Here is a 26021-nt window from a genome sequence, read left to right as displayed (position 1 = left end):
CATGACGCAATTAACCCGCATGATCCCACGCGATCGGATCATCCGCCTGCAAAGCGCGATCATTATCATCGTCGCCCTGCTGTTCGCCGGATTACTGGGATCGCGTTTCTTCAGCGCCGGCAATTTCCAGTCGATCGCCTCACAGTTGCCGATCCTCGGCATGTTGGCACTCGGCATGGGTATCACCATGCTGACCGGCGGTATCAATCTGTCGATTATTGCCGGCGCCAACGCCTGCTCGCTGGTGATGGCAGCCATCATCGTCAGCCACCCGGACCAACCGTTGTTCCTCGGACTGGCGCTGCTGGCCGGGCTGGCCGTTGCCGTCGCCATCGGTATGCTGAACGGCGCGCTGGTTGCCTGGATTGGCGTTTCGCCGATCCTCGCCACGCTCGGCACCATGACGCTGATAACCGGTCTGAATATCCTGCTGTCCAACGGCGCAGTGATTTCCGGCTTCCCGGCAGCGATCCAGTATCTTGGCAACGGCAGCCTGTTCGGCATTCCACTGGCGCTGTTGCTGTTTCTGCTGGTGGCGGCGGGGCTGTGGATTCTGCTAGAGCACACCACGCTTGGCCGCAGCCTGTATCTGCTGGGCTCCAACCAGCAGGCGACGCAGTTCAGCGGCGTCAACACCGCCCGGGTGCAGATCGCGGTTTATATTCTGTCCGCCCTGCTCGGCTGGGGTGCGGCGCTACTGATGATGGCAAAATTCAACTCGGCCAAGGCCGGCTATGGCGAATCCTACCTGCTGGTGACCATTCTGGCTTCGGTGCTCGGCGGCATCAATCCGGACGGCGGCTTTGGTCGTATTCTCGGTCTGGTGCTGGCGCTGATCGTGCTGCAAATGATCGAAAGCGGCCTCAACCTGCTCGGCGTCAGCAGTTATCTGACCATGGCGCTGTGGGGCGGCGTGCTGATCCTGTTTATCGCATTACAAAATCGAAAAGCCTAGGTTGTGCTGCGCACTGTTAACCGGTGCAATCTTATACGGAGAAAAATAATGGCGAGTTATTTTATTGGCGTAGACGTCGGAACCGGCAGTGCACGCGCAGGCGTTTTTGACCTGAACGGCCGGATGGTAAGCCAGGCCAGCCGCGAAATTGACATTTATCGGCCAAAGGCGGATTTTGTCGAGCAGTCTTCCGACAATATCTGGCAAGCGGTGTGCAACGCGGTGCGCGACGCCGTCAACCAGGCCGACATCAATCCGATTCAGGTGAAAGGACTCGGTTTTGACGCCACCTGTTCGCTGGTGGTGTTGGACAAGGAAGGCAAACCGCTGACCATCAGTCCGTCCGGCCGCAGCGAGCAAAACATCATCGTGTGGATGGATCACCGTGCCATTACCCAGGCCGAACGCATCAACGCCAGCAAACACCGGGTGCTGGACTTCGTTGGCGGCGTGATTTCCCCGGAAATGCAAACGCCGAAGATGTTGTGGCTCAAGCAGCATATGCCGACCACCTGGGCCAACGCCGGTTACCTGTTCGATCTGCCCGACTTCCTGACCTGGCGCGCGACCCAGGATGCGACCCGTTCGCTGTGTTCGACGGTCTGCAAATGGACCTATCTTGGTCACGAGCAACGCTGGGACAAGAGCTATTTCAAGCAGATCGGGCTGGAAGACCTGCTGGAGCACGACGCGGAAAAAATTGGCAGCGACGTCAAAATCATGGGTGAACCGCTCGGTCATGGCCTGACGCAACGTGCCGCCAGCGAAATGGGCCTGATGGCCGGCACCGCGGTCAGCGTGTCGATCATTGATGCCCACGCCGGCACGCTCGGCACCATTGGCGCCACCGGCGTTTCTGGCGAAGTGGCAGACTTCGATCGCCGCATCGCGTTAATTGGTGGTACCTCGACCGGCCATATGGCGATGTCGCGCACCGCGCGCTTTATCGGCGGCGTGTGGGGGCCATATTACTCTGCCATTCTGCCGGAATACTGGCTGAACGAAGGCGGCCAGTCCGCCACCGGCGCGCTGATCGATCACGTGATTCAGTCGCACCCGTGCTATGCAGAACTGCTGTCGCAGGCCAAAGCGCATAACCAGACGATATATGAAGTGCTGAACGCCTTGCTACGCCGCATGGCGGGCGAACCGGAGAAAATCGCCTTCCTGACCCAGGACATTCATATGCTGCCGTACTTCCACGGCAACCGTTCGCCACGCGCCAACCCGACGCTGACCGGCACGCTGACCGGCCTGAAGCTGTCACGCACGCCGGAAGACATGGCGCTGCACTATTTGGCGACCATTCAGGCCATCGCGCTGGGCACCCGCCATATCATCGAAACCATGAATCAGAGCGGTTATAGCATTGATACCATCATGGCCAGCGGCGGTGGCACCAAGAACCCGATTTTCGTGCAGGAACATGCCAACGCCACCGGCTGCGCCATGCTGCTGCCGGAGGAAAGCGAAGCGATGCTGCTGGGCGGCGCCATGATGGCTACCGTGGCGGCCGGGGTGTTCGATACCCTGCCGGAAGCGATGAATGCCATGAGCCGCATCGGCAAAACCGTGACGCCGCAAACCAATGACATCAAGCGCTACTACGATCGTAAATACCGCGTGTTCCACCAGCTGTATCACGATCATATGAAATATCGCCAATTGATGCAGGAGGACGCATGAGCCAACAGGAGTGGCAACGCGCTAGCGAGGCCTGGCAACTGTACAGTCGCGAGCTGGCGCAGCTCGATCAGCGCATCGACGCCGCCGATTGGCAACGCCTGATGACGCTGTTAAGCGGCTGCCGGGGCAAAATTGCGGTAACCGGCGTTGGCACCTCCGGCATTGCGGCGCGTAAAATCGCCCATATGCTGGCCTGCGTCGAACAGCCGGCCATTTTTCTGGACGCGACCGATGCGGCGCATGGCGATCTGGGGTTTTTACGTGCCGACGATCTGCTGATCATGATCTCGCGCGGCGGCAATTCCGAGGAGCTGACGCGCCTGCTGCCGACGCTGGCCGCCAAAGGTGTGACGCTGATCAGCGTCACGGAAAACCCGGACTCCGCCATCGCTCGCGCCGCGCAGCTGGTGATCGCCACCGGGGTGAAAAATGAGGTAGATCCGCTGAATATGCTGGCAACCACCTCGATCGTGCTGGTACTGGCGATTTTCGACGCCGCCTGCGCCTGTCTGATGGTGCGAAGCGGCTACGATAAGGACCGGCTGCTGGCGGTACATCCGGGCGGCAACGTCGGCAAAAGCCTGCGCGAAGAGCATTAACGCTGCCATAAGGCCCGGCACGCCGGGCCCATAGTCCATCAGGCTTTATTGATCGCCGCGATAATCACCAGCCGATCGTTCAACTGCCGCTTCAACTGCGGATCGTCGGTGCCGGCAATTTGCTGTTTTAGCATCGCTTCCTGCTGACGGCGCGCCTGCGGATCGCTGAACAGCAATCCTTTTACGTTAATCGACGCCACGTTGCTGTAACGTCCATCCGCCGTGGTCGGCACGCTGATTTTACCGTCATTCAGCAGTTTTTCGACGATGTGACGTTCACGGTCATAGCCCGTCAGCCCAACCAGTTGCCAGCGCTGCTGCGTACTTCCCTGGTATTGCCCTTGCTTGACCTCGGTCAGATAACGCAGGGTCAGATTACGTATGGTGCCGGCCTCTTCGCCGTACTGCGCCTTGCTGTCGGACAATACCGGAAACTGCATCCCCTCCAGCGCGCCGCCCTGCTGCGTCAGGTGTCCCATGCGGTAACTGTTCATCCCCAGGCGTATCGGCATCTCGTCGGTGACCGGCGTGCCGTCGTTCATTTTCAGCTCGATAATGCGCTGCCCCACCGGCTGGCGCAGATCGATTTTATAGGTGACGCCGTCGAAGAAATCATTGGTGGAGTATTTGGAGGCGCGCCGCTGCGGGTTGAAGCTGTATGTCACGTCGCCGTCGTGCAGCTGATTGAAATAGCCTGCCGACCATTCCATATACTTTTTCAGTTCCTTGCCGCTGAGCTGATAGACGGTAATTTCACCACCGGCGTACTGATAATTAAAGGCAATGTCCTTGGCGGTGATGGTACCGACGTTAAGCTTCGGCCGATCGTTGTCTATCTGCAACGCAATCACCTGCGCCTGTGGCGCGTAATAGCGGCTGGCCTGCTGATACAGCCGGCTGATGCCGGTATCCTGCACGTGAACCTGTGGAATGCCCTTCACCGCATCCGGCGGCACCAGGTCCTGGCCGGACAGTTGGGCAATCGGCCGGTTGGCATTGGCGCGCAGGATAGTGTGGTACGGCTGATAGATTTGCTCCAGCTTTTTGTCCGACGCAACGCCCTTGATCGGGTAGGTGTAGCTGTCTTTGTTGACCAGCAGGTATTTGCCGTTGTGCTGCTCAAATTGCAGATCGATGCGCGACAGCGCGCGGCCGTACTTATCCGGTTCGGTGACAATCACGCCATTAATCACTTCCTTATCCACCTTGACGTGCATATGGCCGGCAACGATCGCCGCCAGCTCCGGGTTGGCGCGCGCGATATCGCCCACGCCGGTGCCCGGCCGCTGATTCTCGTTGTCGATACCCATATGCGCCACCAGCACGATGGCGTCCACTTGTCCCTGAATCTGCTGAATGACCTGCCTGACCGCCTGCACCGGATCGGTGAAGTTCAATCCCTTCACCCGATCGGTGCCCTTGGCGAATTCGGCGGTCATCGGCGTATCCATGCCGATAATGCCGATCTTCACCCCCTGACGTTCGATGATTTTATACGCCGGCAGATAAGGCTTGCCGCTGTCCCACAGGATATTGCCGGCCAATGCGGTGCCGGTGAACTGATTGATCGAGGTCGCCAGCGGCTTGAGACCAAAGTCGAATTCGTGGTTGCCCATCACCCAGACGTCATACTCCAGCGCATTAAAACCGAGGATCATCGGGCTGGTTTTTTCGTTTTTAAACGTTTCGACAAAATTACCCTGAATGGTGTCGCCGGCGTCAACCAGGATCACGTTCGGCTGCTGGGCGCGGATCTGCTGGATCTGAGTGGCGATCTGGCTCAGGCTGCCGGCCAGATTTTCGGTGTCGGTGGAATAATCCCAGGGTACGAAGGTACCGTGCAGATCGGAAGTGCCGAGAAGGGTGATATTGACAGGTTCAGCGGCCATCGCGGAGGTTCCCAGGCAAAGCAATACGGCAAGCAGCGTGTTTTTCATTTTTTATCTAATTATAGGCGGGGGAAATGAAAGGGAATCATGCGATCCACTTTGCATTTTATCCAGAGTGTTTTCAGGTTGATTCAGAGAAATGGGAGGTAGCTCAATGAATACTCCTCCCGATATTCGTCAATGCTGTACCAGCGTCGCAAGTACCGGGAGCTCGCCGAAATAATTGGCCTGGCGGCAAGTTGGCGCTGCAGCGTCAAGTATGAAGGGGATCCGGCATATAGATGTCGAAACGGTGATTTTTGGTGGTCGTCGCCGCATGTGCTGGCACGTTCGCCAATGGCGGCGCGTAGTCCGGGCGCTTCACCACGATGCGTTTGGTCGCCAGGCGGCGCGCCGGTGCCAGCAGGCCATCGGCGTCGTCGTCGCTACCCACCAGCGACTGGAATACCCGCATCTCTTTCTTCACCAACGCACTTTTCTGTTTGTGCGGATACATCGGATCGAGGTAGACCACTTCCGGCCGCGGTTCGAGTTCCGCCAGCGCCGTCAGGCTGGAGGCATGCAGCAGCGTCAGGCGCTCACGCAGCCATGGACCGATTTCAGCGTCCTGATAGCCGCGCTGCAGGCCGTCGTCGAGCAGTGCCGCCACCACCGGATTGCGTTCCAGCATGCGTACGCGGCAACCGAGCGCCGCCAGCACGAAGGCGTCGCGCCCCAGCCCGGCGGTGGCGTCCACCACATCCGGTAAATAGTTGCCTTTGATGCCAACCGCCTTGGCTACCGCTTCACCCCGACCGCCACCAAAGCGTCGCCGGTGCGCCATCGGACCGGTAACAAAATCGACGTAAATCGCCCCGAGCTTCGGCTCGTCGCGCTTGCGCAGCTCCAGCCGTTGCGGCGTCAACACTAACGCCATCAGCGCCTGGTCGTCCGATGTCAGTTGCCAACGATCGGCCAAAATAGACAAGGCGCCGGGATCGGCGCCTGCTTCACACAATAAACACACGCTCACGTGTCGAGTTACCCTTTGATTCCGTAATGGCGCAGCATAGCATCCAGCTGTGGCTCACGGCCACGGAAGCGTTTGAACAGCTCCATTGGCTCTTCCGAACCACCACGCGACAGAATGTTATCCAGGAACGACTGGCCGGTTTCAGCGTTGAAAATACCCTCTTCTTCAAAACGCGAATAGGCATCTGCCGACAGCACTTCCGCCCATAGATAGCTGTAATAACCTGCCGCATAGCCGCCGGCGAAGATATGGCTGAACGCGTGCGGGAAACGGCCCCAGCTCGGCGACGGCACCACCGCGACCATTTTCTTCACCTCGGCCAGCAGCGGCAGGATCTGCGCACCGGTTTGCGGATCGTATTCAAAGTGCATGCGGAAGTCGAACAGGCCAAATTCCAGCTGACGCAGAATGAACAGCGCCGCCTGATAGTTTTTAGCCTCCAGCAGCTTATCGAGCAGTGCGGTTGGCAGCGGCTCGCCGGTCTGATAATGACCGGAAATAAATGCCAGCGCTTCCGGCTCCCAGCACCAGTTTTCCATAAACTGGCTTGGCAGTTCGACCGCATCCCACGGCACCCCGCTGATGCCTGCGACGCCGGCGGTATCGATTTGCGTCAGCATATGGTGCAGGCCATGGCCAAACTCATGGAACAGCGTCGTCACTTCGTTATGGGTAAACAGCGCCGGCTGGTCGCCCAATGGACGGTTGAAGTTACAGGTCAGGTAGGCCACCGGTTTTTGCAACTCGCCGTTGGCTTTGCGCAGGCTGCCAACGCAGTCATCCATCCAGGCACCGCCACGCTTGTTCTCGCGCGCATACAGATCCAGGTAGAAGCTGCCGCGCAGCGCGCCGCTCGCATCGAACAAATCAAAGAAGCGCACTTCCGGATGCCAGGTATCAACGTCTTTACGCTCTTTGGCGCTAATACCGTAAATGCGTGTTACCACTTCAAACAGCCCATCGACAACGCGCTGTTCCGGGAAGTACGGACGCAGCTGTTCGTCGCTGATCGAGAACAGGTGCTGTTTTTGCTTTTCGCCGTAATAGGTAATGTCCCACGCTTCCAGCTGATCGACGCCATAATGCTGTTGGGCAAAAGCACGTAGCTGGGCCAGTTCCTGCTCCGCCTGCGGGCGGGCGCGCTTGGCCAAATCGTTCAGGAAGCCAATGACCTGCTGCGGGGTTTCCGCCATTTTGGTGGCCAGTGATTTGTCGGCGTAGGTCGCGAAACCCAGCAGTTGCGCCAGTTCGTGACGCAGCGCCAGGGTTTCCGCCATCACTTCGCTGTTATCCCATTTGCCCGCATTCGGCCCCTGATCGGAGGCGCGGGTGGTGAACGCGCGGTACATTTCTTCGCGCAGCGCCTGATTGTCGGCGTAGGTCATCACCGGCAGGTAGCTCGGCATGTCCAGCGTCAGCAGCCATCCTTCCTGCTCTTTGGCCTGCGCCATCGCCTGTGCCTGTGCCAATGCGCTGGCCGGCAGACCGCTCAGTTCGGCTTCGTCGGTAATCAGTTTGCTCCAGCCCATGGTGGCGTCGAGCACGTTATTGCTGTAGGTCGAACCCAGTTCAGACAGCCGCGCGACGATCTCACCGTAACGACGCTGTTTTTCCGGCGACAGGCCAATGCCCGACAGCTCGAAATCACGCAGCGCGTTTTCCACCGCCTTGCGCTGCGGCAGGGTCAGTTGAGCGAACGCATCACCTTCCTTCAGATTGCGGTAGGCTTGATACAGCCCTTCGTGCTGGCCTACCCAGGTGCCGTACTCCGACAGCAGCGGCAATGCCTGCTCATAGGCTTCACGCAGTTCCGGGCTGTTTTTTACCGAATTAAGGTGGCCGATAGGCGACCAGATGCGCGACAGGCGATCGTCAGACTCCGCCAGTGGCTGCACCAGATTATCCCAGGTGAACGGCCCCGGCTGCGCGACCACGCGTTCTACCTCGGCGCGGCAATCGTTCAGCGCGGATTGCACCGCAGGCACGATATCTTCAGGGCGAATAGCGGAAAACGGCGGCAGGGAAAACGGTGTCAGCAACGGATTTGTCATAGGGCAGTCCTGATTAGCGTTGGGGCCCGCCGCAACCGACGGGCCTTAAAATGCGTATGATTAACTAACATGGAGCCAAGCGAGGCGAAAATCAATGGTCGGCATTGATGGATAGTGCCTTAAACCACGCGTTAATAGCGCTGTCCGACACCGCTGGAGATGCCGGGTTATCAGAGGGTGCGGCATGAACGCGCCCATCCTGATCCGACAGATAGCTGGCCAGGCGGTGGCCGCGCTGGCATAGCGACAGGCTATCCACCCGCGCGCAACCACCATCACGTTTTTGCCGATACCCCGAGGGTTGCCTTATTCCCTGCGCTAATGCAGTTCAGTTTTTCCCGGCCAGACAGTTTATACTGTGCAGATTATATGCCTTATTGAAAGCTCCTCTCATGGAGCACAAGGAACCGTCACCAGCCATGTTAAGTTATCGCCACAGTTTTCACGCCGGCAACCATGCCGACGTGCTGAAGCACACCGTTCAGAGCCTGATCATCGAGTCGCTGAAAGAAAAAGACAAACCGCTACTGTATCTGGACACCCACTCAGGTGCGGGGCGCTATCAGCTGAGCGGTGAGCACGCCGAACGGACCGGGGAATATCTCGAAGGTATTGGCCTGCTGTGGCAACGTGACGATATTCCGCCAGAAATGGCCGCCTACATGAGCGTGGTGCATAATTTTAACCGCAGCGGCACCTTGCGTTACTACCCGGGCTCACCGCTGATTGCCCGCCAGTTGCTGCGCCCACAGGACAAGATCCACCTGACCGAGCTGCACCCTAGCGACTACCCGTTGTTGCGCAGCGAGTTTCAAAAAGACGAGCGCGCCAAGGTACAGCGCGCCGACGGCTATCAGCAGTTGAAATCACAGTTGCCCCCGACATCGCGCCGCGGGCTGATCCTGATGGATCCGCCTTACGAACTGAAAACCGATTACCAGGACGTGGTTAAAGGCATTCAGGAAGGTTATAAGCGCTTTGCCACCGGCACCTACGCACTGTGGTATCCGGTGGTGCTGCGCCAGCAGATCAAGCGCATGCTGAAAGATCTGGAAGCCACCGGCATTCGCCGCATTCTGCAAATCGAGCTGGCGGTGAAGCCGGACAGCGATCAACGCGGCATGACCGCCTCCGGCATGATTGTCATTAACCCGCCGTGGAAGCTGGAACAGCAGATGAAAAACGTGCTGCCGTGGCTGCACAAGGTGTTGGTGCCATCGGGCATTGGTCACCATCTGGTGAACTGGGTGGTGCCGGAATAATCCTGCATGGCGCGCACTGCGCGCGCCTTATTCCTGCCTATCACAGCCATTGACGCAATCTTTGCGACAAACCCGCATCAGGCGTTAAACTCTTACGTTCTTCAAATTACACAACTCATGGAAAACCCAGATGACGAAACATTACGATTATCTAGCAATTGGCGGCGGCAGCGGCGGTATCGCATCGATCAACCGGGCAGCCATGTATGGCCAGAAATGCGCGCTGATTGAAGCCAAAGAACTGGGCGGCACCTGCGTTAACGTGGGTTGTGTACCGAAGAAGGTGATGTGGCACGCGGCGCAGATCGCCGAGGCCATTCATCAATATGGTCCGGATTATGGTTTCGATACCACCGTCAACGCGTTTGACTGGAAAAAACTGATCGCCAACCGTACCGCCTATATCGACCGTATCCATACCTCTTACGACAACGTATTGGGTAAAAACAAGGTTGATGTAATCAAAGGCTTCGCCCGCTTTGTTGACGCTCATACCGTGGAAGTCAACGGCGAAAAAATCACTGCCGATCATATCCTGATCGCCACCGGTGGCCGCCCAAGCCATCCGGATATTCCGGGGGCGGAATACGGCATTGATTCCGACGGTTTCTTCGAGCTGGACGCGCTGCCAAAACGCGTTGCCGTGGTCGGTGCTGGCTACATCGCGGTGGAAATCGCTGGCGTGCTGAATGCGCTTGGCGCTGAAACCCACCTGTTCGTGCGTAAGCACGCGCCGCTGCGCAGCTTCGATCCACTGATCGTGGAAACGCTGGTAGAAGTCATGAACACCGAAGGGCCGACCCTGCACACCGAATCGGTGCCGAAAGCCATCGTCAAGAACGCTGACGGCAGCCTGACGCTGCAACTGGAAAACGGCAAGGCATGTACCGTCGACAGCCTGGTATGGGCGATTGGCCGCGAGCCGGCTACCGACAACCTGAATCTGGCCGTGACCGGGGTGAAAACCAACGCTCAGGGCTACATCGAAGTGGACAAGTTCCAGAATACCAGTGTGAAAGGCATCTATGCGGTCGGCGATAACACCGGCGCGGTTGAACTGACGCCGGTTGCGGTCGCCGCCGGTCGCCGCCTGTCCGAACGCCTGTTCAACAACAAGCCGAACGAGCATCTGGATTACAGCAATATTCCAACCGTGGTGTTCAGCCACCCGCCAATCGGCACCATCGGCCTGACCGAGCCGGAAGCGAAAGAGAAATACGGCGAAGACCAGGTCAAAGTGTACCGTTCTGCGTTCACCGCCATGTACAGCGCCGTGACCCAGCATCGTCAGCCGTGCCGCATGAAGCTGGTATGCGTCGGCGCAGAAGAGAAGATTGTCGGGATCCACGGTATCGGCTTCGGTATGGATGAAATGCTGCAAGGCTTTGCCGTCGCAGTGAAAATGGGCGCCACCAAGCAGGACTTTGATAACACCGTGGCGATCCACCCAACCGCAGCGGAAGAGTTCGTCACCATGCGCTAACGCGGCAAAGCGGCCATCGGTCGCTGTCGGTGTCGGTGTCTCAACGGTGTGACACCGCTTTCTCTCTAGGCCAACGGCTACGGCAGTTGGCCTTTTTTATCAGCCTGTCCCGCCTAAAACCCGATAATAACTGATGTCAAACACTGCCAGCAGCAACAAGGTAATTATTGTGGTGATTAATAAAAACTTCATATAATAAAAATGACATTATAGAAAAATGAAAGAAATAATATTTATCGGCAAGCCAGTTTGATTTCAAATGCTTAAAGCGTTTTTTCTGTCTTTTACTTTTTGACCAGCGCTGAGGTTAATCCTAATCATTCGGTAACGTTACCTGATACGTTGACAATAAACGGTTGTTGGTTAAGTTTGTTGGTGAATATATCCACTCTCAAACAGGAAGAAAAATGGCAATCGATACTTTTTTAAAGGTTGAAGGTGTTACCGGTGAGTCCCATGATTCCAATCACAAAAACTGGACCGATGTACTGTCATTTACCTGGGGTGCCTCTCAGCCAGGCAATATGTCGGTTGGCGGTGGCGGCGGGAGTGGCAAAGTCAATTACCGCGATTTGGAAGTCCAGGCGCTGATCGATAAATCTACACCGGCCATTTTAAAATTCTGCTCCAGCGGCAAACACGTCAATAAAGTTGAAGTCTCTATTTGTAAGGCCGGTGGTAGCCAGGTGGAATATGCCCGCATTGTGCTGGAAGACGTGCTGGTGACATTGGCCGATTTTACCGGCGTCGGCCATACCGATAATATTCTGGTGAAATACCGCTTCCAGGCGTCGAAAGTCAACCTGCATTATTGGGAACAGACGGATAAAGGCACCAAGGGCGCGGAAACCAAAGCCGGTTGGGATATCAAACAAAACAAAGAAATATAACCTGACCACGGGGGGGTTCTATGGCAGACCCAACACTGGATATCGAATCCGTTTTAAAAGGCAGCCTGCTCAGCCAGGATGACCTGCGGATCATTCTCGCCTTTATTAACGAGCTGGACGAAGAGACGCTGGCGCAGTTCGAAAACGATACCGACTCCGGCATCATGAACAACTTCATGGAGTTACAGCGCGCCAACCAGCGGCGGGAATCGTTGGAGGATTACGGCGCGCCACGCGACGATGAAGCGAGCATCGGCTTGCGCAATATGAATGGCAACGTGTTGCAAGACAACCCGTCGGTTTTCAACAGATACAACACCGCGCTCAAGGGCTACGGCGGTAACGTCTATGACGATACGCAAAAAAGCAATTACTCCATGGCCGCCGCAGCGGTAGGTGCCATTGGCGCACTGTCGGGTTCCGGCGCCGTTTTTGCCGCCACCGCCGCCGCCCAGGCCGGCCAGACGCTGATGACCAATATCTATGTCCGTTACGCCATGACCGCCGTTGGCACGCTGGGAATTTCGAGCGGCTGCGTGCTGGCGGTACGCAACTTTCTGTCTGACCGCCAGGTAGGGCAAAATAAGAAGCTGATAGACGCGATGAAAAAGATGGCGAAAAGCAGAAACAAGCTCACCACCTTTTTCAATGAAACCCGCGTCAAAATCCTCAAAGATGAGGAAAAAGCAAAAAAAAGCGCCATGACCTATATGAGCCGGCGCCCACTCGATCTGGCCAATGGTGGGGATGTCAGAACGCGGATGGAACGGCTGTTTTCTACCGTATTGCTGACCGATACCGCGCCGATGAAGGCGAAAATCCTGTTGCTCAGCAATGAGCAGTACGTTTCTTTAACCGATGATAGCAATCGCCCGACCTATATCTCCAAAAGTGACCTGAAGCTGATGGGTGAGATTTCGGGTATGTTCTAAATCGTCCCTTGCCCTGCTGCATCGAATAGCACGCAAAAGGGTGCTATTCTAACAGCAGGATGCTGTGGATCCCGTCCCAATGGCCGGCTTTGCTGGCCGTTGTCTTTTCTGTGACATCCTCCGGCATGACTCGCTGTTTTTGTCGCCGTTTAGCCTGCTAAATTTATCCATTGACTCTTGCCTGCCGTTGCGGAGAACCCCCCGATGCTGTCAACCATAATCAGAACTATTACGTTGGCGTTATTGGCCCTGATCGCTAGCCAAACCTCCGCGTTGAGTTTTACCCTGGAAGTATCAGGCAATATCAGCCGATTCACCGACCCGGTGAACAAACGTTATGTGTTTACCGACCAAGAGCTGTTCGCCATGCCCATGAGCAGTATTGCCACCACCACTTCATGGACGCCAAAGCGCAAATTTGACGGCGTGGCGGTGGCGGATATTCTGGCCAAGGTCGGCGCCAGGGGGCAAACGCTATCCATGCATGCGCTCAATGATTACTACATTGATATCCCGCGTTCGGACGTGGAGAAATACCATATTATTCTCGCCTACAAAATGGACGGAGAAATGCTGAAGATCAGAAACTTCGGGCCCCTGTTTCTGGTCTATCCGCGCGACGCCGCCGGCGCCGAATTAAATTCGCCTTTATATAACTCGCGCTTTATCTGGCAGGTCAACAGGATTGTGATCAAATGAAGTTAACCCAGTTCAAAAGCGGCGGCCGTCTGGCTATTCCGGCCATCTTCGCCGCACTGTTTCTTGTCGCTTCAACCATCACGCTCTATTACTACAGCGCGACGTTGTCGAAGAAAGGGTTATATGCCATCGCCGGTACGCAGGAGAATTACTCGTGGTCGATCGCCAAATTCTCGATCAAGCTGGCAGAATTTGAAACCTTCGTCGAGCAACAGAAAAATTCGCCCAAGGTTGATATTGAGGCGCTCAGGCTGCGTTTCGAAATCCTGTATTCGCGTTTTTACGTGCTGGAAACGGTCTCCGAGTCCACCCAGCCGCTATATCGCGAACCGGGTTATCCGCAGGTCATTCAACACATGCTGAAAGAAATGGATCGACTTGATCGGCTCATCAGCGCCTCGCCGCTCGATCTGTCCAACATCTCCCAAGCCATGCAGCACATGAAACCCTACGCGATCGAAATGGCCAACCTGGCTGACCATGCGGAAGTGAAACAGCGCACCGTGGCGTATGATGATTACATCGAAAAAAGGCTGATCATTTTTTATGGCCTGGTGATTATCATGTTCTCGGTGATTGCCCTGGTTGCCATTACGCTTATCGTGCTGCGTCAGCAACGTATCACCATTGAGCAACAGGCGAAGGCTATCGAAGCGGAGAAAGCGACCCGCACCAAAAACGCCTTTCTGGGAGCCATCGGCCATGAATTGCGCACTTCGCTGCAAAGCATCATGTCGGCCATCGATGTGTTGATGAACACCAAGGTTTCAGCCGAGCACGTCGATACCTTCCAGCGCCTGGAAACGGCAGCCCAGCAGATTGAAAGTCAGATGAAAGATCTCACCGACTACGCGCATCTGGACAGCGGCATGATGGAGCTGCGCATCGTGCCGTTCAACGCCGAGCGCCTGATCCAGGAAACGGCAGATGAAATCGGTATGCTGACGCGCAAAGCGCATATCAAGCTGCTGTGCGAAGTGGATTTTAGCCACGCGCAGGTGTATTCCGACCCGCTGCGCATACGCCAGATTCTGGTCAATCTGCTGACCAACGCCTATAAATACACCGAAAACGGCTCTATCACCGTGCATGGCTGCCTGCGACGCCAGCCGGGCGGTAATGCGCTGATCATTGAAGTGACCGATACCGGCATCGGTATCGAAGAAGAAAAACTCGGGCAGATCTTCCAGCCGTTCACCCAGCTCGACCAGTCACATACCAAACAATACGGCGGCGTCGGCATGGGGTTGGCGATCGTGCAGGGCCTGGTCTCGCTGCTGCAGGGCAGCGTCACCGTTTACAGCGAACAGGCCAAAGGCAGCACCTTTATCGTCAGCATTCCGGTTGACCTCGGCGACGCGCAGCCGGATCAGGCGGAACACCCGTTGACGCCGGCGGCCACCCGACTGAAAGAGCAGCAGGTTCTGGTGGTGGATGACAATAAATCGGTGGGCGACGCCTTCGCCGCGCTGCTGGATAAGCTGGGTTATCGCCATGAACAGTGTGATTCACCGGAGCGCGCGCTGCAAAAGCTGCTGCGGCGCCCTTATGATGCGCTGTTGCTGGACTTGCAGATGCCCGGCATCGACGGCGCGGCGCTGGCGAAAAAGTTGCGTAACCAGCGCGGCCCGAATCGGCATATTCCGATCATCGGCATCAGCGCCTATACGCCGGAGTTGCTGACCGCCGAGCAACGGGCGATGTTTGATGACTATTTAATGAAGCCAGTACGCATGGACGCGCTGTCCAACGCACTGGCGGCGCTGTTCGCTAAAGGTTGAAACAGCGTTGCAATGCGGCTTCAATCACGTGAAGCCGCACCGGTTTCTCGTACGGCCCCAGTACGTCGTAATCACGCATCGCCTGCGCAATCTCGGATTCGCGCAGACCGGTGCCAAGCTGGCCGGTCAGCACCAATACCGGCGCGTCGGGGTTGTCGGAGGCACGAATGGCTTCGATGCACGGCACCGCCGTTTCCTGCCCTATCAGCCAATCCACCACGTAACCGTCGAACAGGCTTTTCGATAACGCCTGACAAAACGCCGCCACGTCATAGAACGCCACCGCATGGAAACCGCGGCTATTGAGGTATTTTGTCAGCTCATCGGCCGCCTGATGGGAATCGTCTAATACCGCAATGCTCAGTCGCTCGTCATCGGCACTGTGCGGGCGGATCTCAATCAGCTCGACGCAATAACGGTTGCCGGTCGGCGCATCATCAACGCGATAAATCACCCATTGATCGTCATGCTGCAACGCCACGTAATCCGATAACCGCCCGCCATTCAGTTCGTGACCAATATAGGCGACACAAGGCAGTTCGACGCCAGCCACAGAAAAGATGGCATCCCGTGCAATAGTTTGCGCAGGGGCGTCACTGTCCACATTCATATCGACGATTGCCGCCGGGGTTTCATCCAACGCCGCTGCCACGCTGTTGATCTGTTCCAGCGTCCAGGGGCTTTGCCCCTTCAGTTTGCGGTGCGCATGCGAAAAACTCAGCGCCAGAATGCGGCTGAGTTCTTTTGCCTGTTGACGCTTGCCTATCCCATGATGAAGAAAAAGCGCTCTGACCCGGTTTGCAATCGACTGTGAATCGAATTTCTGGTGATTGTTATCCATTTTTTCCTTCGATTTTTTTCTAATTTTTCAGTCGCTTTGGAGTAAATAGGTGTTCAAGCTTGATACAATGTTAGCATCATATGCAATCTTATTCTCAAAACATTGCTTGACATACCAACTTCGATAGTCAAACATGGTATCAGAAGCTACACACAGCAACACACTATAAAAATAATACAAGAAACACAGTTATAATAACCATAATGACACCAGGGAAATCTGTTCAGGTGGTCGGTTCTGAAGAAAAACACGACAGAACAACGACATACCGTCCGGAGTAAAAGCCTTTAGCGCTAATAATAAAGATGTACCCCCCATTTTAACCGGTCCCCGTCAGGGGACCGTTTTTTTTTGCCGTCTCAACGTCAGGAAAGATCGATCTGTAATGCAATGCAATGTTCTCGACCAATCGTCAGGCCAGGTCCCAAGCGCCGCATCACCAGCCCCAGGTGTCGCATCATACGTTCAACCCCGAGTGTCGTCACCGTCACATAGGCTGTTAATTGCTGCTGACGTCCATACGCCATCATCTGTTCGATCATCTGCCGCGTCACACTGGAAAATCCCAGCCCACGATCGTTGGGTGCACAGTTGATAAAACGTGACAGTTCCCACACCGCTTCACTGCACGGTGGCTGATGGCAGCCCAACAAAGAGGGGAAGGTATTTTTCAGCATATAGGGTCCGGTGGTGGGCAGCATTCGCCAACAACCGTCGATCCGTTCACCGTCCTCATGCAGCAACAGCAGATAAAGGGGGTTCAACGCATCGTAAGCATCGATCTCCATACCATCGTATAGCACCACATCCCAACGCTTTTTATAATAGAAGGTGTCGGCACGTAATTGGTGCATATGCCGCAACAGGTTGGCATCGATAGCCGCTCGAGCCGCGATTAACGTTTTCATCATGCTCCTGACTCTGGGATAAAGATAAAACTATTATCGATATTAGAATTAAGGAGAACTATCTGTTTAGATAGTTGACATTCCGATCATCATTATCGCGCCGTTATTATATATTCCCTGGTGTAACTCCGGGTATTATAAGGTCAACGAGCCGCTGGCAATGGCTTTGATGATTGCCGCGCCACGAGAACTGACGTTAAACTTTCGACGAATATTTTTGAAATGAAAGTTCACGTTGGCCTCCGAGCAATTCAGTATGCGTGATATCTCCCACGTGGTTTTACCGATGGTGAACCATTTGCACACTTCTATTTCACGCGGGCTTAATACCGTGGCGGTCAATTTGTTTTTCTCATCAAGTAATCGAATGCAATGATGCAACAAAATATCCCGCAATATATAGAGCTCCCCCCATCGCTGCTGCATTAACTCGCGATAGTCGCGCTGACGTTGCCGACCCAGCGACAGGCTCAAGATCCCCTGTTCTCCCTGTACGCCATGCAGTGGAAACGATACGCCATGCGCCAGTCCATAATACGACGCCTCCTGCCAAAAAGGCGCCGTTTCCGCCGTTATCGGGCACGCCTGCCATTCCAGCGGAAACAGCCCGCCCAGGCAGTGTGCAACGGTCGGGTCGGTATTGATGTATCCCAACCGCGTATAGGTTTCGCGCCATGCCGGCGGATGGTTGGTCAACACCACCGCCTGGTTTATGTCGCGCCCGTGGCCAGTCACACCCAGCAAATACCCGTCAAAACCAATCGCCTGACATCGCTCTGCCAATACTTCATCAAGCTGACTAAAATTATCAATCCGAAAGCTGGCATAGCGATTGTATATTTCGTTCATTTTTCCTCCATAACGCTTAACATCAGACAATAAAGGACCTTCCCTTAGCATTATCCTTATGTTTGATCATGAATAATGAACATCGCTGCCGCAAAAGAGTGACGAAGGTAATAAAACAATATAAATAATTCTTCTTCCACCGACCGTGTCTGTTTGGTTAATAACCCTAGCGCATAAAAATTATATTGCTAGCTTCACCACCCTATCAAATTAGATAGTTGTTGGCTGCCGTAGACAAGTCAATAGTTAATTCGCTAATCGAGCACGTCAGATTATTCGCCACTGCCTATTTATTATGGCGTCGCAATGATCGCCGGCGTGAGCTTATCAATAAATATATCGAATTAACGACGGGAGTATATTATGAAAGTGTCTGCTATGGCGCTGGCGTTCAGCCTTGCCTTTTTCGGTATCTCTGCCAATAACGCGTTTGCCCTGGTGGAAACGCCAAGCAAAACCACCACGCCGGCAACGGCCTCAGACTTGACCAAACGTTATTACAACACCGCCAAAGATTGTGGCAGTGATTCAAAACCGGCATTTTTGTGTTCGGGGGTTATTTTTCGCGGCACCCAGCACTCTAACCAATACAAGTTTTGGCAACCCAGTCCCAAATCGGTACAGCAAGGCGGCGTATCATTTTCCTATCTACGCCAGGACGCCAAGTTTCAACGGCTGGCATATGGCTACAATAACGGCTTTATTCTTTACCCTATTTTTGGTGCGCCAAAAGAGCGACTAGACATTGAAGTCATGTGTGCCTTCCCAATCGATGCAGCAACCTTCGAACGCGACGCCAAAGGCTGCGGACAGAACCAGTATTCCCCGGTCACCAGCCGCGCCTGCCAGAGTCAGGGCATCCAAAGCGCTCAACAGTGGTTGCAGCACTATAACGCAACCGGCGTCAGCAACCGTCACCGCCATCAGTGTGGCTTTGACGTGAGCGATAATTCACGCAGCAACACCGCCGTGGCCTTTGATCAGACGCTAAAATCAATGAAACTGATCCAGGCCGAATCGATAACCCAGCAAAACGAACTGCGCTTGGCAACATGGACAGAACATGACCCGGCAAGACTGCCGATCGAAGCCCTGTTTTATATCAATGACGGTTTGAAGAACGCACAGCTTGATCAACAGGACTATAAAAACGCCACCGGCAAGTTCCTGCCGATCATTAAAATGACGCTGCCGCGCAGCGTCAATGAAGAAGCTACCTTCCACTTTGTGAAAACCGATCAGGTGGTTCAACCGTAATTCAGCGTATCAAAGGGGCTGCTAAGCGGCCTCTTGTTGTTCAATGTGGATTGCAGCCGGCTTTTTCCGTCGCTTCGTACCCGACGTCTTTACGGTAGGGATCCAGATTCCAGACCTGTTTTTTACGCGCGATGGAATAATGACAGGCGAACTGATCGCGCATTCCGCGGGTATTGCGCCAATATTTATCCTTGCCGAATTTATTCACCAGTTCGGCAAATGCCCGATCCGTTTCTCGTGAGTAAATACTGCGACCACAATCGGTTGGGATCACCGCCAATGTCATTTCGCCGTAGCGTTCGATCCAGCTGGCAGATTTTATATACCGTTGGCAATTACGATATGGATAATCCGCGCTGGCCGGCCAGGCGAAGCAACTGGCCAATACGCCACTGAAAAACCATGCCCATTTTTTCATGCTGTGTTTCCTGTTTCGCCAAATAAAAACGGGGCCAGCTCGCTGACCCCGCCCAATCATGCCAATCAGAAACGCCAGGTAAAACCGGCGTTGACGCTGTTATCCTGGTAATGATCGGACAACAAGCCCCCATAGCCCAGCGATAGCGCGGCATTGGCGCTCACCGCCACTTCCGCACTGGCCTTGATCACCGCACCGTCGCGTGATGCCGACACGCTATTGACCACGAACGGCGCATTACTGCCGTTAAACTTCAGGCCTGTATCCCGATCCAGATCGCCGTACTGATGCTGCCAACCCAGCTCACCCCGTAATGCCACCGCCGTTTCACGACCGACCTGCCACTGATGGTCGGCGCGCAGACCGAGCGTCGACACCGTTGCATCGGTGTGTTGCTTGTCGCCATGCAATGCCGCGGCGCCGCCATCCTCGCTAATGCCGTTGTTCTGGAAGTTGATATACGCCAGGTTGGCGAACGGCTCCAGATTGACCCAACCGGTTTTCACACTGTAACCGGCTTCGACGAACAGTTGCTCGGTACGTGCGCTGTATTTGGCGGTTTCACGATCGGACTGCAAGCCGTAATTCACCGAACGAGCGGTATCGAAGCGATGCCAGGTATATGCCCCGCCGGCACGCAGCGCAAAATCACCGAACTGTTTGCCGCCGTACGCCGCCAGATGATAATTGTCGCTGTCGGCGTTCGAGCCGTAGCCACCGTCGAGAGAGGTGCGGGTATAACCGGTCGCCACCCCTAAACGCCATTCGTCGGCATAGGCGCTATCGAGCCCCAGCAATACGCCGTAGGTCGAGGCCTGATAGCCGGTGGCATTGGCATCGCCGGACGCATGATCCCATGCTCCCAACAGTTGCGCCCAGGCACCGCCGTCGTCAGCCTTGATGTCCGGCGAGCTGGCCAACCCCTCAGCCTGGCGCAGGCGGCCGTTCAGCGCGTCACGCAGGTAGCGGCTGTCGTTGATCTGCGCCGCGGCAATATCGGCATGGATTTGCCCGGACAGCTGACGGAACGCCTGCCGCGCCCGATCGGTGCTGTCAGAAGACAGGATGCTTTGGTACACCGGGTTGCCCACCGCCAGGCCGTCAGCCGCCGAGGCGACCGCACGCTCGTTGGCCGTTGCCGCCACGCTGGCGAAGGTGGTGGCATTACGCGCGACGCTGGCAGTCAACCGAGTGCCCTGCGTTGCCAGATTGGCATCCAGGAACGGAGAGGTGGTGCTTGCCGAGCTAAATTGACCGCTAATCCCATCGTCGGCCTGCAAAATGGTGTAGGAACCAAGCAGATTCGCTGCCGCGGTGCCCGACAGCAGGTTCTGCTGTTCCAACAGCAGTGCAACCTCGCCGCCGTTGAGGGTGGCCGATCCGCCGCTGTGGATGCGATCGCTGCTGCCGTCGGTGGCGGTTTCGACCAGATAGCGCGAGCCGGCTTCGAAGCTAACATCATTGGTGACATTCAATGTACCAATGGAATTGCCCGGTGCCACGGTAGCGCCACGGTTGGCGGTCAGGGAACCAATGCGGCCCGAGCCGCCCAGCACACCACCGTTCTGCACCGAAACATCCGACACCACCGTGCCGTTGATCGCCAGCAGGCCCTGATTTACCAGCGTCGGGCCGGCGTAGCTGTTATTGCCAGTCAGCACCAGCGTACCAATCCCCTGCTTGGTCAAGCCGCCGTGGCCGGAGATGTCATTGCTCCACACGTCCAGGCCGCAATGCACGTCGTCACACACCCGCTCCGTCGGCTTGCCCTTATCGATAACCGCGCCAATACCCGGCAGGTCAGCAACGAACTGGCCCGAGCCGTACGCCACATCATCGCCAGCCGGCACGCGGAATTGCTGAGGAATATCGGCCGCGGTGTAGAACATTCCCGGGCCATTAATCGCTTTGCCCAGGTTGATCATCCCCCAACCATACAACGCATCAATACCCGGATCGCCCATATCGGTAGCGGTGGTTTTCAGTACCGAAGCGACCTGGGCACCGGTCATGTAGGGGAAACGTTCCATCAGCACCGCGATGCTGCCGGCCACATGCGGCGCCGCCATCGAGGTACCGCTGTATTTGGCATAACCGGTAGTGAGATTTTCCAGGCTATTGCCTTCGATTATCGAGCTGTAAACGCGGGTGCCCGGCGCCGAAACGCAGAAACTGGCGGTATAGCCGCAGCGCGAAGAAAAGGTGCTGATGCTGTAATCACCGTTGTTGGCCGGATCCTGCAAGCTGGCAACCGACAGCCAGTTCGGCGCGATATCCGGCACGAAGTACGCCAGACCGGCCATGGCGTCGGGATTATTCAGATTGTCGTCATTGCCGGCGGCAAAGATGGTGACGATGCCGCTACGGGCCGCATCGATCGCCCCCTGGTAGGCGCCGCCCTGCCTGGTGCCGAGGATTTTCCTGATCTGATCGAACTGTTTACCGGCATCATCCACCGTGAAGTGTGGGTAGGCCGGGTCCTTGCCGCCCTGCTCGAATTTTTCGGTGATGCCGATACCCCAGCTGTTGTTGATGATACGTGCGCCGCTGGCAATCAACGCATCCCAACCGGCCTGATAAACCGCGCCATCGTTGCCGAGGATAATGCCATCCTCAGGGCCGGGATCGCCGTTTTCCGCGCTGATGATCTGCGCATTGAACGCCACGCCATGCATTTCTCCGCCGTCACGGTTGCCAGCGGCAATACCGCCGACGTGGGTGCCATGCGACCCCAATTCGCCGTCGGAATCGACGCTCGGCGTTCCGTCGTAACGGAATGCATCGCCCTTTTTCACCGGAATATACGGATCGGTATATTCACGAATCCCGCTGGTCACCAAATTTATCACCTTGCCTGAGCTGGCAAACTCCGGGTGCTGGGCATACACCGGCTGGTCGAATATGCCCAGTTTTACCCCTTTGCCGGTATAGCCGGCAGCGTAGGCACTATCGGCATGAATAGCTGCCAGGCCCCATTCGGCGTTGAATTCATTGCTACGCCAGCTTGCCGCATCACCCGGCTTGCCATTTTCTACATATGACGCCGCCTGCGCCCCGCTGCCTATTACCGCCAGGCAGCAAGCCATCGCACTCAATTTCATTCGATGCTTCATCTGCGGAGCGGAGCGAGCAACGGCCGTTGTCGCGGATTTATTTCCTCTACGATTTCTGTCCATCCCAGATACCATCCATTGTTGGTTTGCAAATGTTTTATTGATTTAGTGTGTGACGATTTCGCGACACCAAATAAATAAAGCACAACAATGAAAATCTCGCCTATTGCCGACGAAGCACAATAAATATCCAGGAAAATTTCCGCGTAAAATAATAGATAACGCACGGGATAAGACATTGCAGGCGTGGATCGATTCTCAGATCGAGTTGCTGTTGATTTTCACGAATATATGAAAACGCAATAGATTGAATAATAACAATAAATTAATCCAGGAAGGCCGCAAAACCCTATTGTCTGCGGCCCATCGGAAAAAGCGGTTCCTGATACTATTATCAGTAAAAATTATAACTACATAAGCGCTTTGCTTAGTGAAATATGCTAGTTTTCGCGGCGGTTGGCGACGAAAAATGGATTATCCTGCTGGCTATTTTTTGCTGTTGCGCACGTCTTCTTCCGCCTGACGAATAATCGCTTTTGCCATCCATTGCGTGACATCCTGAATGCCATGCAAATCCAGTCCCCAAATATCCTTCAATACCAGAAAAACCTCAGAGCCATAAATCAACGAGAAGGAATGAATAACCCGCTGCAACGCCTCCGAGGGTAATTTATCTTGCAATGGCTCAACCGCAAGCTTCAGCAGACGCTTGCGGTTGCCGCGCACAAATTTTTCGCCCGGCGTCGCGTTCGCCCACTGTTGTAGCGAAAGTTGCAATGCCGCGCGTAAAGCGCCTTCGTGCCGTTCCATTTGCGGATAGGCAAAGGCCAGTAATTGCTGAATGCGTAGCAATGCGTCGTTGTCGCGTGGCTCCCATTGTAAAATCGGACCCAGGCTTTCCGCCACCACCGCGGCAATCAAGGCGCTTTGTGTCGGGAAATAGCGGTATGCGGTGGCACGGGAAACTTGCGCATGGGCGGCCAACTCGGTAATCGAGGGGAAAGCGCCGCCGTCGTAGAGTTCCATTGCGCTGGCAAGCAGCAACTTACGGGTTCTGGCCCGAGTATGCGTTAAAGATTCGTCCCGCGGCGCGGGGAAAGCGGTAAGTGGCACATCAACCTCGCACTTCTCATGCCTTCCAGCTCCGGAATCGACATGTTTATAAAACGAAACTGGCGGATCCTGGCTCCTCCAGCAGCGCAAAAGCGACTTTAAAAAAACCCAAAATGAGACGGCAGTCTCACTTTTGATTAAATTAAGCTTGCATAAATGATACTACCGTCTCATTATGTATATAAATTCATCGGCTGTATCTAATTGTCTCAACACCAGGGTTCCAACTTTAATAATAAGTTATCATTAGAAACAAACAGTTCGGTCAACATCCGGACCTTTCCAGGAACAGACGATGAGAAATGCCCCAGCTTTTGTCTATATTGCTACCACAGCAGATACCAAAGGACAAGAGTTGGCGTATGTGCGTAGCTTGATTGACAACCTCGGTTTACCCACCATAACGGTCGATCTTTCTACATACAACATGCCAGCACGCTACCCGGCCGATATTTCTGCGGCCGACGTAGCCGCTTTTCACCCGCATGGTGCCGATGCCGTGTTTTGCCGCAACCGCGGCCAGGCCATTGCCGCCATGGCTATCGCTTTCGAACGCTTCATGCTGTCCCGTACCGACGTTGCCGCCCTGCTAGGCATGGGAGGTTCCGGCGGCACAGCCATGATCACTCCAGCCATGCAACAACTGCCCATCGGTCTGCCAAAGCTGATGGTGTCCAGCATGGCGGCGGGCGATGTTTCCGGTTATATCGGCGCCAGCGACATCGCAATGCTGTATTCCGTCACCGATATCGCCGGGCTGAACCGGATTTCACGTAAAGTGCTCGGCAACGCCGCGCACCAGATTGCCGGCGCAGTGCGCTTTCATACCGACGACGAAGCGGCCAGTAAACCCGCCACCGGATTGACCATGTTTGGTGTGACCACGCCATGCATTCAGGCGGTGACTAGCGCCATTGAAGCACAGTGGGACTGCCTGGTGTTTCATGCTACCGGCAGCGGCGGCGGCGCCATGGAAAAACTGATCGACAGCCTGCTGCTAAACGCAGTGCTGGATCTGACCACCACCGAAGTGTGTGATTACCTGTTCGACGGGGTACTGGCCTGTGGTGAAGACCGCTTCGGCGCAATTGCGCGTACCGGCATTCCATGCGTGATGTCCTGCGGTGCGTTGGACATGATTAATTTTGGCCATCCGAAAACCGTGCCGGCGCGCTACGCCGATCGCACCTTTTACAACCACAATACCCAGGTGACGCTAATGCGCACCACGGCGGAAGAAAATGCACATATGGGGCGCTGGATCGGCGAAAAGCTCAACGCCTGCCAGGGAGAAGTGCGTTTGGTGATCCCGGAGGGCGGAGTATCAGCACTTGATGCGCCGGGGCAACCGTTTTGGGATCCGCATGCCTTGGCCGCGTTCGTCCGTGCATTGGAACGCACCATGATACAGACGGAAAAGCGTCGGCTAATCAAAACGCCGTATCATATTAACGATCCGGCTTTTGCTCAGGTGATAATTGAGCAGTTCCACGCGATTACCGCCATATCGTAATAATGTGCCGCGGCATATAAGAAAAAAGATAAAAAGCGGTCGTGTAGACCATAAAAAAGGCCGGATAATCATCCGGCCCATGGTTATGTATTCGTTTATGACGTTAATTATTCAGCAGTAGCCATCTTCTCTTTCATTGACTTCATATGCTCCATCATTTTCTGTTCGCGTTGCTGATAATTTTCGTTGTACTGTTTTTTCTGCTCTGGCGTCAGCAGGTTATACATTTTGTTTTCCGCTTTTGCGCGTTCCAGCATGCGTTCGGACTGCGCCTTGCTGATGGTATCAATCTGCGCCTTGGCTTTGGCTTCGTCAAAGTTGTCGGATGCCACCATGTTGTGCAGTGCCTGACGCTCTTCTTTCATGCCCTGGCCGCGCTTCTGGTGCGCCTGTTTCATAATGTCACGCATTTGCTGGCGTTGCTGTTCGGTCAGGTTCAGGCCGGCAAACGGGCCGCCCTTGCCAGGGCCATTATGGTGCATCATTTTCATTGGCGCGTTGTCGGCGGCCGGGGCGCTGGTGTCGGCGGCAAACGCCATGGAAGCAGACCCCAGGGCCAGAGTAGAAGCGACAAATAAAGCGGTCAGTTTACGCATAATATATTTCCTTAAAATTTCTTCATCAGGAGCGCTGTACTTAACAGGCTCATCGTGTCGTCGAAGATAATAATAGGCTTATAAATATAGAGAAATGCGAGGGAGTGTAAACTTTTTAAAATGCAAAAAATAATTATTAGGCAAATATGAATAAATTATGGAGGAAGCGTTTTT

At 55.2% G+C, this 26021-nt stretch carries 21 protein-coding genes; 11 read left to right on the top strand and 10 right to left on the bottom strand.

What is annotated here, in order from left to right:
- The first annotated feature begins 1 nt into the window (after window position 1).
- Genes ACCC84_RS17940 through ACCC84_RS17930 form a run of 3 tightly spaced genes read left to right on the top strand, consistent with a single transcriptional unit; the run spans window position 2 to window position 3240 of the window.
- Window positions 2-955: an ABC transporter permease gene (locus tag ACCC84_RS17940; RefSeq protein WP_004956417.1), complete on the top strand. Its 954-nt coding sequence runs from the start codon at window positions 2-4 to the stop codon at window positions 953-955.
- Window positions 956-1003: 48 nt separating this feature from the next.
- On the top strand, window positions 1004-2641 hold the full coding sequence (locus ACCC84_RS17935) for an FGGY-family carbohydrate kinase (RefSeq protein ID WP_198773693.1): 1638 nt from the start codon (window positions 1004-1006) through the stop codon (window positions 2639-2641).
- Window positions 2638-3240: a KpsF/GutQ family sugar-phosphate isomerase gene (locus tag ACCC84_RS17930; protein WP_004956420.1), complete on the top strand. Its 603-nt coding sequence runs from the start codon at window positions 2638-2640 to the stop codon at window positions 3238-3240. The genes ACCC84_RS17935 and ACCC84_RS17930 overlap by 4 nt, the downstream gene beginning before the upstream one ends.
- A gap of 38 nt (window positions 3241-3278) precedes the next feature.
- Here the strand turns inward: ACCC84_RS17930 and ACCC84_RS17925 are convergent, their stop codons facing one another.
- From ACCC84_RS17925 to prlC, 3 genes are all read right to left on the bottom strand, one after another.
- The gene (locus ACCC84_RS17925; protein ID WP_371902144.1) at window positions 3279-5177 is read right to left on the bottom strand and encodes a bifunctional metallophosphatase/5'-nucleotidase; all 1899 of its coding nucleotides are present in this window, start codon (window positions 5175-5177) and stop codon (window positions 3279-3281) included.
- Between the two features lie 205 nt (window positions 5178-5382).
- Complete coding sequence (gene rsmJ / locus ACCC84_RS17920) at window positions 5383-6141, bottom strand: 16S rRNA (guanine(1516)-N(2))-methyltransferase RsmJ (RefSeq protein ID WP_039991384.1); 759 nt, start codon at window positions 6139-6141, stop codon at window positions 5383-5385.
- Between the two features lie 8 nt (window positions 6142-6149).
- On the bottom strand, window positions 6150-8192 hold the full coding sequence (gene prlC, locus ACCC84_RS17915) for an oligopeptidase A (RefSeq protein ID WP_004956424.1): 2043 nt from the start codon (window positions 8190-8192) through the stop codon (window positions 6150-6152).
- Between the two features lie 419 nt (window positions 8193-8611).
- Here prlC and ACCC84_RS17910 point away from each other — a divergent pair, with 419 nt between their 5' ends.
- The 6 genes from ACCC84_RS17910 (at window position 8612) to ACCC84_RS17885 (ending at window position 15239) form a co-directional block, all read left to right on the top strand.
- Entirely contained in the window at window positions 8612-9454 is an 843-nt protein-coding gene (locus ACCC84_RS17910; protein ID WP_039991385.1) for a 23S rRNA (adenine(2030)-N(6))-methyltransferase RlmJ, read from the top strand.
- A 130-nt stretch (window positions 9455-9584) separates the two neighbouring features.
- On the top strand, window positions 9585-10937 hold the full coding sequence (gene gorA / locus ACCC84_RS17905; protein ID WP_004956429.1) for a glutathione-disulfide reductase: 1353 nt from the start codon (window positions 9585-9587) through the stop codon (window positions 10935-10937).
- Between the two features lie 407 nt (window positions 10938-11344).
- Complete coding sequence (locus ACCC84_RS17900) at window positions 11345-11827, top strand: Hcp family type VI secretion system effector (RefSeq protein ID WP_004956430.1); 483 nt, start codon at window positions 11345-11347, stop codon at window positions 11825-11827.
- Window positions 11828-11847: 20 nt separating this feature from the next.
- Window positions 11848-12759 carry a hypothetical protein gene (locus ACCC84_RS17895; RefSeq protein ID WP_004956431.1) on the top strand — a complete coding sequence of 304 codons (912 nt, stop codon included), beginning with the start codon at window positions 11848-11850 and terminating at the stop codon, window positions 12757-12759.
- Window positions 12760-12963: 204 nt separating this feature from the next.
- Window positions 12964-13458, top strand: a complete 495-nt coding sequence (locus ACCC84_RS17890; RefSeq protein ID WP_004956432.1) for a putative pterin-binding protein — start codon at window positions 12964-12966, stop codon at window positions 13456-13458.
- Window positions 13455-15239 (top strand): ATP-binding response regulator, encoded by a 1785-nt coding sequence (locus ACCC84_RS17885; RefSeq protein ID WP_004956433.1) that lies wholly within the window; start codon window positions 13455-13457, stop codon window positions 15237-15239. Before ACCC84_RS17890 ends, ACCC84_RS17885 begins: the two co-directional genes overlap by 4 nt.
- Here ACCC84_RS17885 and ACCC84_RS17880 read toward each other — a convergent pair.
- The 3 genes from ACCC84_RS17880 to ACCC84_RS17870 form a co-directional block, all read right to left on the bottom strand.
- The gene (locus ACCC84_RS17880; protein WP_004956434.1) at window positions 15229-16080 is read right to left on the bottom strand and encodes a helix-turn-helix domain-containing protein; all 852 of its coding nucleotides are present in this window, start codon (window positions 16078-16080) and stop codon (window positions 15229-15231) included. The two genes, ACCC84_RS17885 and ACCC84_RS17880, sit on opposite strands and share 11 nt — an antisense overlap.
- A 365-nt stretch (window positions 16081-16445) precedes the next feature.
- Complete coding sequence (locus ACCC84_RS17875) at window positions 16446-16991, bottom strand: acyl-homoserine-lactone synthase (RefSeq protein ID WP_004956435.1); 546 nt, start codon at window positions 16989-16991, stop codon at window positions 16446-16448.
- Window positions 16992-17123: 132 nt separating this feature from the next.
- On the bottom strand, window positions 17124-17837 hold the full coding sequence (locus ACCC84_RS17870; RefSeq protein WP_004956436.1) for a helix-turn-helix transcriptional regulator: 714 nt from the start codon (window positions 17835-17837) through the stop codon (window positions 17124-17126).
- 363 nt (window positions 17838-18200) lie between these two features.
- Here ACCC84_RS17870 and ACCC84_RS17865 point away from each other — a divergent pair, with 363 nt between their 5' ends.
- The gene (locus ACCC84_RS17865) at window positions 18201-19094 is read left to right on the top strand and encodes a hypothetical protein (protein ID WP_004956438.1); all 894 of its coding nucleotides are present in this window, start codon (window positions 18201-18203) and stop codon (window positions 19092-19094) included.
- A 40-nt stretch (window positions 19095-19134) separates the two neighbouring features.
- On the opposite strand, the gene ACCC84_RS17860 is transcribed toward ACCC84_RS17865, so the two are convergent.
- The 3 genes from ACCC84_RS17860 to ACCC84_RS17850 form a co-directional block, all read right to left on the bottom strand.
- Window positions 19135-19512 (bottom strand): DUF2599 domain-containing protein, encoded by a 378-nt coding sequence (locus tag ACCC84_RS17860; protein WP_004956439.1) that lies wholly within the window; start codon window positions 19510-19512, stop codon window positions 19135-19137.
- Between the two features lie 65 nt (window positions 19513-19577).
- On the bottom strand, window positions 19578-22598 hold the full coding sequence (locus ACCC84_RS17855) for an autotransporter outer membrane beta-barrel domain-containing protein (RefSeq protein WP_039992465.1): 3021 nt from the start codon (window positions 22596-22598) through the stop codon (window positions 19578-19580).
- A 513-nt stretch (window positions 22599-23111) separates the two neighbouring features.
- Window positions 23112-23651, bottom strand: a complete 540-nt coding sequence (locus tag ACCC84_RS17850) for a TetR/AcrR family transcriptional regulator (RefSeq protein WP_004956441.1) — start codon at window positions 23649-23651, stop codon at window positions 23112-23114.
- A gap of 382 nt (window positions 23652-24033) precedes the next feature.
- On the opposite strand from ACCC84_RS17850, the gene ACCC84_RS17845 reads away from it, so the two are divergent.
- On the top strand, window positions 24034-25251 hold the full coding sequence (locus ACCC84_RS17845) for a Tm-1-like ATP-binding domain-containing protein (RefSeq protein WP_004956442.1): 1218 nt from the start codon (window positions 24034-24036) through the stop codon (window positions 25249-25251).
- A gap of 107 nt (window positions 25252-25358) precedes the next feature.
- Here ACCC84_RS17845 and spy read toward each other — a convergent pair whose 3' ends face one another.
- Window positions 25359-25847: an ATP-independent periplasmic protein-refolding chaperone Spy gene (gene spy, locus ACCC84_RS17840; protein ID WP_004956443.1), complete on the bottom strand. Its 489-nt coding sequence runs from the start codon at window positions 25845-25847 to the stop codon at window positions 25359-25361.
- Window positions 25848-26021 lie beyond the last annotated feature (174 nt).

The organism is Serratia odorifera, assembly GCF_041448735.1.
In the GTDB taxonomy this organism is placed as follows: domain Bacteria; phylum Pseudomonadota; class Gammaproteobacteria; order Enterobacterales; family Enterobacteriaceae; genus Serratia_F; species Serratia_F odorifera.
Note: the sequence above shows the minus strand (reverse complement) of the source record. Positions and strands in the feature narration are given on the sequence as shown.

Excerpts from the sequence above, each read along its gene's own strand:
- ACCC84_RS17940 (WP_004956417.1), top strand. The coding sequence starts at position 2 with ATGACGCAATTAACCCGCATGATCCCACGCGATCGGATCATCCGCCTG.
- gorA (WP_004956429.1), top strand. The coding sequence starts at position 9,585 with ATGACGAAACATTACGATTATCTAGCAATTGGCGGCGGCAGCGGCGGT.
- ACCC84_RS17930 (WP_004956420.1), top strand. The coding sequence starts at position 2,638 with ATGAGCCAACAGGAGTGGCAACGCGCTAGCGAGGCCTGGCAACTGTAC.
- ACCC84_RS17880 (WP_004956434.1), bottom strand. The coding sequence starts at position 16,080 with ATGGATAACAATCACCAGAAATTCGATTCACAGTCGATTGCAAACCGG.
- ACCC84_RS17870 (WP_004956436.1), bottom strand. The coding sequence starts at position 17,837 with ATGAACGAAATATACAATCGCTATGCCAGCTTTCGGATTGATAATTTT.
- ACCC84_RS17865 (WP_004956438.1), top strand. The coding sequence starts at position 18,201 with ATGAAAGTGTCTGCTATGGCGCTGGCGTTCAGCCTTGCCTTTTTCGGT.
- ACCC84_RS17895 (WP_004956431.1), top strand. The coding sequence starts at position 11,848 with ATGGCAGACCCAACACTGGATATCGAATCCGTTTTAAAAGGCAGCCTG.
- ACCC84_RS17875 (WP_004956435.1), bottom strand. The coding sequence starts at position 16,991 with ATGATGAAAACGTTAATCGCGGCTCGAGCGGCTATCGATGCCAACCTG.
- ACCC84_RS17855 (WP_039992465.1), bottom strand. The coding sequence starts at position 22,598 with ATGGCTTGCTGCCTGGCGGTAATAGGCAGCGGGGCGCAGGCGGCGTCA.
- ACCC84_RS17900 (WP_004956430.1), top strand. The coding sequence starts at position 11,345 with ATGGCAATCGATACTTTTTTAAAGGTTGAAGGTGTTACCGGTGAGTCC.
- ACCC84_RS17925 (WP_371902144.1), bottom strand. The coding sequence starts at position 5,177 with ATGAAAAACACGCTGCTTGCCGTATTGCTTTGCCTGGGAACCTCCGCG.
- ACCC84_RS17910 (WP_039991385.1), top strand. The coding sequence starts at position 8,612 with ATGTTAAGTTATCGCCACAGTTTTCACGCCGGCAACCATGCCGACGTG.
- prlC (WP_004956424.1), bottom strand. The coding sequence starts at position 8,192 with ATGACAAATCCGTTGCTGACACCGTTTTCCCTGCCGCCGTTTTCCGCT.
- ACCC84_RS17890 (WP_004956432.1), top strand. The coding sequence starts at position 12,964 with ATGCTGTCAACCATAATCAGAACTATTACGTTGGCGTTATTGGCCCTG.
- spy (WP_004956443.1), bottom strand. The coding sequence starts at position 25,847 with ATGCGTAAACTGACCGCTTTATTTGTCGCTTCTACTCTGGCCCTGGGG.
- ACCC84_RS17845 (WP_004956442.1), top strand. The coding sequence starts at position 24,034 with ATGAGAAATGCCCCAGCTTTTGTCTATATTGCTACCACAGCAGATACC.
- ACCC84_RS17860 (WP_004956439.1), bottom strand. The coding sequence starts at position 19,512 with ATGAAAAAATGGGCATGGTTTTTCAGTGGCGTATTGGCCAGTTGCTTC.
- ACCC84_RS17935 (WP_198773693.1), top strand. The coding sequence starts at position 1,004 with ATGGCGAGTTATTTTATTGGCGTAGACGTCGGAACCGGCAGTGCACGC.
- ACCC84_RS17850 (WP_004956441.1), bottom strand. The coding sequence starts at position 23,651 with ATGGAACTCTACGACGGCGGCGCTTTCCCCTCGATTACCGAGTTGGCC.
- ACCC84_RS17885 (WP_004956433.1), top strand. The coding sequence starts at position 13,455 with ATGAAGTTAACCCAGTTCAAAAGCGGCGGCCGTCTGGCTATTCCGGCC.